Source organism: Streptomyces sp. SID8352 (assembly GCF_009862265.1).
Classification (GTDB): Bacteria; Actinomycetota; Actinomycetes; order Streptomycetales; family Streptomycetaceae; genus Streptomyces.
The window spans coordinates 24,815-32,775 of the sequence record NZ_WWGX01000070.1; the positions used below are offsets into that span (position 1 = coordinate 24,815).

Here is a 7,961-nt window from a genome sequence, read left to right on the forward strand (position 1 = left end):
CCGGACCCGACGGGGAACTGGCGGCCCCCGCCTGGCGTTGACCAGTTCGTAAGGGTCCACTGGACGTGAAACACACGAGACCACGGCACCAGGGGCATCACGGGACAGGAAGCAACCACAGCGCGCGAGACCAGCAAGCGCAGGTTCCCCCGCTGCACGATTTGGAGGGCGCACCGTGCACCGCCGGCACAACGGGCTCAGGACCGCGGTCCTCCTCGGAGGTCTGTCCGCGCTCATCATCCTGATCGGCAGCTTCTTCGGCCGGGCGGGTCTCGTCGTCGCCGTCCTCGTCGCCCTGGGCACCAACGCGTACGCGTACTGGAACAGCGACAAACTCGCCCTGCGCGCGATGCGGGCCCGGCCGGTGAGCGAGTTCGAGGCCCCGGCGCTGTACCGCATGGTCCGCGAGCTGTCGACGCAGGCCCGCCAGCCCATGCCCCGCCTCTACATCTCGCCCACGGAGGCCCCCAACGCCTTCGCGACCGGCCGCAATCCGCGCAACGCGGCCGTGTGCTGCACGGAGGGCATCCTGCGCCTGCTGGACGAGCGGGAGCTGCGCGGCGTCATCGGCCACGAGCTGAGCCACGTCTACAACCGCGACATCCTGATCTCGTCGGTGGCGGGCGCCCTCGCCTCCGTGATCATGTTCCTGGTCAACTTCGCGTGGCTCATCCCGGTCGGACGCTCCAACGACGACGACGGGCCCGGTTTGCTGGGCATGCTGCTCATCATGATCCTCGGCCCGCTCGCCGCCAGTCTGATCCAGCTCGCCATCAGCCGCTCCCGGGAGTACGAGGCCGACGCGTCGGGCGCCCAGCTCACCGGCGACCCGCTCGCCCTGGCAGGCGCCCTGCGGAAGCTGGAGGCGGGCACCCGGCAGCTCCCGCTGCCCCCGGAGCCGCGGATCGAGACCGCGAGCCACATGATGATCGCGAACCCCTTCCGTCCGGGACAGGGACTGTCGAAAATGTTCTCGACCCACCCGCCCATGGCGGAGCGCATCGCCCGTCTGGAGAAGATGGCAGGCCACCAGTGAAGACCATCCTGAACATCATCTGGCTCGTCCTGAGCGGCTTCTGGCTCTTCCTCGGCTACCTCGCCGCGGGGCTGCTGCTCTGCATCACGATCATCGGCATCCCGTTCGGCATCGCGGCCTTCCGCATCGGCGTCTACGCGCTGTGGCCCTTCGGGTACACCACGGTCGAGCGCCGGGACGCGGGCGCGCCGTCCTGTGTCGGCAACGTGCTGTGGCTGGTCCTCGCCGGCTGGTGGCTGGCCCTCGGCCACATCGTCACCGGCTTCATGCTCTGCCTCACGATCATCGGCATCCCGCTGGGCATCGCCAACTTCAAGCTGATCCCGGTGTCGCTGCTGCCCCTGGGCCGCGAGATCGTCCGCACCGACCAGCCCTTCACCGCCGGGGGCCCCGGTCAGGGCACGGGCTGGTAGCGTCCGCCGCGCAACCACCGGACCCGCCCGGAACGTCCTCCTCCCCGAGAAGCGGGTGACGGAGGGCGTACCCGTGTGGGAACAGGCAGAAAGGGCAGGGTCACGGCATGACCGTCATCGGCTGGATCATCCTCGGACTGTTGGCCGGAGCCATCGCCAAGCTGCTGCTGCCGGGCCGCGACCCGGGCGGCCTGATCGGCACCACGCTCATCGGCATCGCGGGCGCCTTCCTCGGCGGCTGGATCTCGTCGCGCTGGTTCGACCACCCGGTCAGCAAGAACTTTTACGACGGCACGACCTGGGCGGCGGCCATCGGCGGCTCCCTGGTCCTCCTGATCGGCTACCGCCTGCTCTTCGGCAACTCCCGCAACTGAGCGGGGGCGGCCGGGCTCCGGCGGGCGGCGGCCGGAGCGGGGCCGGGCCGGGGCGGAATCGGCCGGGGCGCGGGGGCCGGGACACCGGCACCCCACTCACGGAAGAGGGCGGCACCGCACGGTGCCGCCCTCAGCCGTTTCCGATGCCCCGGCGTGGGGGCCGTACCCGGACTGTCGGAGCCAGCTCTGCCGAGCCGCTGAGCCGCCGAGCCGCCGAGTCCCACCGGAGCCCGGCCCGGCCCGGGGCGGGCCGACGGCTGGGGGCGGGGGCGGTGGCCCCCACCTCGTCCCGGCCGGAACCACCGGGTCAGTCCTACCGGTAGTTGACGAACTGCAGGGCGAAGTCGAAGTCCTTGCCCTTGAGCAGGGAGATGACGGCCTGGAGGTCGTCCCGGCTCTTGGAGCTGACCCGCAGCTCGTCCCCCTGCACCTGCGCCTTGACGCCCTTGGGGCCCTCGTCGCGGATGATCTTCGCCACCTTCTTCGCGTTGTCCTGGGAGATGCCCTCCTCGATCGACGCGAAGATCTTGTACTCCTTGCCGGAGAGCTGCGGCTCACCGGCGTCCAGTGCCTTCAGCGAGATGCCCCGCTTGACCAGCTTGGACTGGAAGACGTCGAGGATGGCCTTCACCCGGTCCTCGGAGTTGGCCTCCATGAGGATCTTCTCCCCGGACCACGCGATCGAGGCGCCCACGTTCTTGAAGTCGTAGCGCTGGGAGATCTCCTTGGCGGCCTGGTTGAGGGCGTTGTCGACCTCCTGCCGCTCGACCTTCGAGACGATGTCGAAACTGGAGTCGGCCATGTCCTGTGGCTCCTTGCATCTGGTGCGTGTCGGGCCGCGTAACGCGTCCGTACCGGCATACGTCGGCGGCCACCGGGCCCCACCGGGGCCCCGGCCGCATCCGGACAAGCCTAGCCACCCCCCGCCCCCGGAGTGGCGATCAATCGGGTGGCGAAGCACCCCTCCGGATCGGGTATTGTTTACGTCGTTGCCACGGAGCACCGCCGAAAGGCGGTTCGAAGGGCATCAACCCCCGGCGGTGTGCCCGAGCGGCCAAAGGGAGCAGACTGTAAATCTGCCGGCTCAGCCTTCCCAGGTTCGAATCCTGGCGCCGCCACACTGGGGAAAACCCCCTTTCTTCCGTCATTGCGACAGAGGGAGGGGGGTTTCTTTCTGTTCCCCCTGCCGTATTCCTTCCCGCCAAGGGCGGCGGCGGGTTCGCAGCCGTCGGGGTTGCTCCGCGGCGGTCTACGCTGCGGGTGTGGACGGTCTCTTGGGGCACGGTGCGGCCGGGGCGGGGCAGGGGTACGAAGACGCCTATCGGGCGTGGCGCGCGTCGCTGGTGACCCTGCTGGGCGATCCCTCGCAACTGGCCCGGTGGCAGGAGCGCCGGTACCGGTTCGCCCACCGGGTGGGGGCGTTGCTGACCGGTGCTGAGGGAGGCAGTCCCGCCGTCGCCGGGCCCGTCCTCTACGGGGTGTTCGCCTCCGGCGCGGGGCTCTGCTACGTCGGGCAGACCCTGGAGGCCGGGCGTCGGCTGCGGGACCTCCCGGTGGGCGAGAGCCACCACCTCGCCAACACGGTGCCGCCCGAGGTCTGGGAGAGGGTGGTGGTGATCCGCTGGCCGCTGCTGGTGGGCGGGGCACCGGAGGCAGAGCGGTCGGACGTCGAGGACATGGGAGGCCAGGTCTGCGGACTCGCGCTGGAGCACACGCTCCAGGTGGCGACCGCGCCGCCCCTGAACAGCCGTCGGCGGCTGACCTCCGGGGACTGGCGGCCCCGCGACCTCGCGCAGAGCCGTTCCCGCGGTGCCGTTCACGCACGCCGGATACCGGGGCTCGGCGGACTCGTCCTCCACGCCTGGACGGCACTCTCGCAGGTGGCGGTCCCGAAGGGCTCGGCGGTGGTCACGCATGAGGCGGGCCGAGTGGTCTTTCCCTCGGCACTGCACGAGTTCCCCGACGCGTGACCCGACCGGGACGGGGTCGCCCTCGGCTCTGAGGGCAGGGGGCAGGGGGCAGGGGGCAGGGCCGGGGCCGAGGGCCCGGACTCAGGCCCGGAGTCGGGTCCGACCCCGTGATCGAGGCCGGTTCAAACAATCCCGTTTCGCGCACCCCGCGATGTGTGTCCTGTCCCGAGGCCGTCATCGGCGCCCCCCGTCAGGGGCGTCTCCCCCCACGACGTACCTTCCTTTCCGCACGCCCCCATCGTGCTCTCACACACCCCGCCCACGTCCCCCGAAGCCCCCTCCGGCGCGCCCCCCGCAGAGGACCTCAAGGTGTCCCCGCAGACACCCCCTCAGGGTGTCCCGCCCTCCGGGGGTCCTCCCTGTGTGCCCGTCGGGGGCTGGGGCTGGATCAGGACCGTGGGGTCGTTGCCCTTCAGTTGCTGCCAGACGCCGACCAGCGCGACCAACTGGGCGACGAAGAAGGCCAGTTGCACCGACGCCGTGCGGAGCTGGTAGATGGACAGGAGCAGGGTCATCCGGGTCGGCCAGTAGTGGTCCTCCTGGCGGAACGTGCCGATGTCCATGGCCACCCCCGTCGACGTGAGGACCAGGACCGTCAGGGCCACGTCCAGCGCCCAGGTGCCGAAGGACTCGCCCAGGGCGCGGGTGACGACCCAGTGCAGGGCGACCGGCGCCGCGTACACCAGGCCCAGCCCCAGGGCCTTCGCCGGGCCCCGGCGGCCCGGCAGCACCCGCCACAGCGCGCCCAGGACGAAGCCGGCCGCCGCCCATATGGCCTCCGAGGCGATGACGTACTCCACCAGTCCGGCGATCCCGAACTGCTCCCGCGTCATGTTGGACCACAGCGGCCCGCGCACCCGGTCCGCCCAGAACGCCACCCCCGTGGCGGGCAGCGCGAGGACCGCGGCGAGGATCGCGGCGCGGCGGGCGTTGAGCCACCAGGTGGCCCGCGGCCCCCAGGCCAGGGCCAGTTCGACGGCGTCCACCGAGGCGGGCAGCGGGTCACCGGAGTACGGGGAGGCCGTGTCGTCGGGGTTCCAGCGGTGCAGCTTGTCCAGCTTGGTCTCCAGCTCCGCCCGCTCCCCGTCCCGGTCGCCCTGCTCCCACTGGCGCAACTGCGAGTGCAGGTCCCGGTACTTGCGCGCGGACTCGATCAGCCAGCGCCGGTCCGACTCCTTTATCACCGCCCGCAGCGGTGTCCCCGGCACGAGCTCCTGCCCCAGCACCGAGCGCCGCCGCCCCAGCGCCAGCAGGGCCCACCAGGCGGCCAGCACCGGCGGCACGGACAGCAGCGGCGCCGGCAGCCCCACGTACCACCCGGGGCTCGGCGCGACCATGGCCACGAAGAACACGGCGAGGACCAGCGAGTCCGGCATCCGGGGCGCCACCCGCGCGGCACCGGGGGCCGCCGAGCGGGCGGCGAGCACGGCCAGCAGCATGGCCATCCCGGTCAGCCACCCCGTCCACAGCGGGAACCAGTCCGGCCAGGTGGAGGGGAACCAGGCCAGCCCCTGGTTCGCGACGTAGGCGAGCCGCCAGCGGTCGTAGTAGGGGTCCCAGCCGGCCGTACTGAGCCATGTCTCCTGCTTCCAGGCGTTCCGCGTGGCCCACAGCCCGAGCGCGACCAGGGCGGCCGAGAGCGCGGCGCAGGCGGGCAGCGCCCACCAGGGGAAGCGGCCCCGTTGCGACGCCCCGGAGGACGTCAGGCGCGGCGCCAGGCGCAGGCGCTGCGCGGCCGCCAGGGTGGCCACCATCCAGACGAAGGCGACGCAGCCGCAGGCCACGGCGAGCCACAGGAAGCCGTGGGTGTCCCGCAGGTGCTGGACGTCCTTGATGTTGTCCTCGTGCAGCCAGATGTTCGCGGGCAGCCCGAACCGCTCCGGGACGACGGCCACGGCGACCGGGTACGCCGTCGCGGCCACGACCGCCGCCACCGCGCCCGCCCGCGGTCTGCCGAAGAAGCAGAGCGCCGCGCCGCCGCACGCGGCCAGCATCAGATGGATGGCCGCCCGGTGCTCCGGCCACCAGGAGAGCACGCCGTAGTCCCCGGCGAGGCTCGGCATCTGGTCGTCCAGTTCGAAGACCAGCACCACCCCGGCCGTCAGACAGCTCCACAGGAGGAGGTTGCGCCGGGTGGCCGTCTCGGCCGGGGTCGGAACCGAGGACACCGGGGAGCGGCGCAACACGCGCACCAGGTACAGGAGTACGCCGAAGAGGGTGAGGTCCCACGCCATCCAGGCCACCGAACGGGCCAGGTACCAGGGCTTCTCGTTCCAGCGCGTGGCCAGCGCCTTGGTCGCCGGCGGCTGGACCTCGACCACCACGTCCAGCGTCCTGCCCCCGGCCTTGGGCCGGGTCCAGACGAGGTGCGTGGCCGAGCCCTCGGTCGGGGTCGGGGACACCGAGCGGGCGGCCCGACCGCCGAGGTCCACCGTGATCCGCTGCCACCAGGAGTGGTCCAGCGCGGGCGGGCGGGTCAGCGCCAGCGTCCAGTACCGCTTGCCCACGGTGATGCGCCAGGGCCCGAAGTCGCGGTCGCGCCGGTCGTCGACGTAGGTGACGGCGACCTGGTCGACCGTGATCCACTTCTCCTGGACCGTGACCCGGGGTGCCCAGGGGCGCCCCTCCGTGTCCCGGTACGGGTAGAGGTCGCCCGGGTAGCGCAGGACGCAGCGCATGGCGGCCCGGTAACGCTCGGTGTCCCCGTTCAGCAGCAGGTTCCGGGCGGGCTTCCAGGACTTGGGCACCTGGACGGACAACTGGGTCTCGGCCCTGCTGTAGTTCTCGCCGTCGTGCTTGAGCCGTACGGAGGTGGTCACCCGCGCGGTCCTCAACTGCTTGGTGTGGCAGTCGTCGGCGGCGTACGACGCCGGAGCGCCCCATCCTCCCGCGGCCAGCAGCAGTCCCGTGAACACCAGCAGTAACAGCGCGCGCCGCATCCATCGCCCCCCGTCGGCGTACTCCCGTTTCACCGAAAGTAGGGCAATCGCCGGGCGCTCGCCAAGGGCCCGGGAGGGGCGGGCACACTGGGCGCATGACCTCCTCGTCCGCCCGTCGCCGAAGCTGCCCCGAGTGCCGGCGCGACATCGCCGTCGTCGCCGGGCGGTACGCGCGCCACGACGCCCCCGGCACCCGGGAGAGCGGCGCCCTGGTCTCCTGCCCCGGCTCCCGGCGCACCGCTCCGCCCGGGGCCGCCCAGCCGACGCTGGACGGCTACGTACTACCCGAATTCCCGGGGCAGTTGCCGCTGTTCTGAGCGGAGGTCAGTTCCCCGCGACGGACTTGACCGCCACCGGCACCGGGGTCGAGCCGCCGATCAGCTCCAGGGTCAGACCGGCGGTCGCCGAGGTGTCCACCAACTCCGCGAGAACCGCGGCCACATCGTCCCGGGGGATCTCGCCCCGGCCGGTGCGGGCCTCCAGCCGGACCAGGCCGGTGCCGGGACCGTCGGCCAGCCGTCCCGGGCGCAGGACCGTCCAGTCCAGCGCGTCCAGCGAGCGGACGTACGCGTCGGCCGCGCCCTTGGCTCGGAGATAGGCGTCGAAGACCTCGTCGCCCGGGTGCGCCGGGTCGGCGCCCATGGCGGAGACGACGACATGGCGCCGTACCCCCGCGCGGACCGCCGCGTCGGCGAAGAGCACCGCCGCCGCCCGGTCCACCGTCTCCTTGCGGGCCGCTCCGCTGCCGGGGCCCGCGCCCGCCGCGAACACGGCCGCGTCGGCGCCCCGCAGCACCTCGGCCACCTCCTCGACGGAGGCCGACTCCAGGTCCAGCAGCAGCGGTTCGGCCCCGGCGTCCCGCAGGTCCGCGGCCTGTCCGGCGCTCCGGATGATGCCCGCCACCTCGTCCCCGCGCCCGGCGAGCAGCCGCTCCAGCCGCAGCGCGATCCGACCATGACCACCAGCGATGACAATGCGCATGCCTTCGACCGTACGCCCCGCCGACGGCCCCCGCCGCACGATCCCACCGGGCCGCCCCCAAGGGTGAACGCCCCGCCCAGGGGCGGGATCGGGGGTTCCCCGGGACCCGCCCCCGACACCTCCGCCGCCGCGCGCCCCGGCTCCTCGCGGGCGTGCCTCCGGCTCCCTGCCGCCGTGCCCCCGTCCCCTGCTGCCGAACCCGGCCCTCGCTCCCGCCCCCGTCCCCTGCTGCCGAACCCGGCCCTGGC

At 72.7% G+C, this 7,961-nt stretch carries 8 protein-coding genes and 1 tRNA gene; 6 read left to right on the forward strand and 3 right to left on the reverse strand.

Annotated features, from left to right (window positions below; genetic code table 11):
* Positions 1-175: 175 nt before the first annotated feature.
* The 3 genes from htpX (at position 176) to GTY84_RS21310 (ending at position 1,823) form a co-directional block, all read left to right on the forward strand.
* Positions 176-1,036: a zinc metalloprotease HtpX gene (gene htpX, locus GTY84_RS21300; protein WP_161227913.1), complete on the forward strand. Its 861-nt coding sequence runs from the start codon at positions 176-178 to the stop codon at positions 1,034-1,036.
* The gene (locus tag GTY84_RS21305) at positions 1,033-1,449 is read left to right on the forward strand and encodes a YccF domain-containing protein (RefSeq protein ID WP_161227914.1); all 417 of its coding nucleotides are present in this window, start codon (positions 1,033-1,035) and stop codon (positions 1,447-1,449) included. Before htpX ends, GTY84_RS21305 begins: the two co-directional genes overlap by 4 nt.
* Before the next feature lie 107 nt (positions 1,450-1,556).
* On the forward strand, positions 1,557-1,823 hold the full coding sequence (locus tag GTY84_RS21310) for a GlsB/YeaQ/YmgE family stress response membrane protein (protein ID WP_161227915.1): 267 nt from the start codon (positions 1,557-1,559) through the stop codon (positions 1,821-1,823).
* A gap of 313 nt (positions 1,824-2,136) precedes the next feature.
* On the opposite strand, the gene GTY84_RS21315 is transcribed toward GTY84_RS21310, so the two are convergent.
* Positions 2,137-2,625 carry a YajQ family cyclic di-GMP-binding protein gene (locus GTY84_RS21315; RefSeq protein ID WP_161227916.1) on the reverse strand — a complete coding sequence of 163 codons (489 nt, stop codon included), beginning with the start codon at positions 2,623-2,625 and terminating at the stop codon, positions 2,137-2,139.
* Positions 2,626-2,859: 234 nt separating this feature from the next.
* Between GTY84_RS21315 and GTY84_RS21320 the strand changes: the two genes are divergently transcribed.
* Positions 2,860-2,941 (forward strand) — tRNA-Tyr (locus GTY84_RS21320).
* 144 nt (positions 2,942-3,085) lie between these two features.
* Positions 3,086-3,793 (forward strand): hypothetical protein, encoded by a 708-nt coding sequence (locus GTY84_RS21325; protein WP_161227917.1) that lies wholly within the window; start codon positions 3,086-3,088, stop codon positions 3,791-3,793.
* A 329-nt stretch (positions 3,794-4,122) separates the two neighbouring features.
* Here GTY84_RS21325 and GTY84_RS21330 read toward each other — a convergent pair whose 3' ends face one another.
* Positions 4,123-6,765 (reverse strand): DUF6185 family protein, encoded by a 2,643-nt coding sequence (locus tag GTY84_RS21330; RefSeq protein ID WP_202551533.1) that lies wholly within the window; start codon positions 6,763-6,765, stop codon positions 4,123-4,125.
* 62 nt (positions 6,766-6,827) lie between these two features.
* Between GTY84_RS21330 and GTY84_RS21335 the strand changes: the two genes are divergently transcribed.
* A complete protein-coding gene (locus tag GTY84_RS21335; protein ID WP_161227918.1) occupies positions 6,828-7,049 on the forward strand; it encodes a hypothetical protein in 222 nt (73 codons plus the stop codon).
* A gap of 7 nt (positions 7,050-7,056) precedes the next feature.
* Here the strand turns inward: GTY84_RS21335 and GTY84_RS21340 are convergent, their stop codons facing one another.
* Entirely contained in the window at positions 7,057-7,713 is a 657-nt protein-coding gene (locus GTY84_RS21340) for an NAD(P)H-binding protein (RefSeq protein WP_161227919.1), read from the reverse strand.
* Positions 7,714-7,961 lie beyond the last annotated feature (248 nt).

What these genes read in the sequence shown, in the direction of transcription:
- GTY84_RS21340 (WP_161227919.1), bottom strand. Translation starts at nt 7,713, where the DNA reads ATGCGCATTGTCATCGCTGGTGGTCATGGTCGGATCGCGCTGCGGCTG.
- GTY84_RS21315 (WP_161227916.1), bottom strand. Translation starts at nt 2,625, where the DNA reads ATGGCCGACTCCAGTTTCGACATCGTCTCGAAGGTCGAGCGGCAGGAG.
- GTY84_RS21335 (WP_161227918.1), top strand. Translation starts at nt 6,828, where the DNA reads ATGACCTCCTCGTCCGCCCGTCGCCGAAGCTGCCCCGAGTGCCGGCGC.
- GTY84_RS21310 (WP_161227915.1), top strand. Translation starts at nt 1,557, where the DNA reads ATGACCGTCATCGGCTGGATCATCCTCGGACTGTTGGCCGGAGCCATC.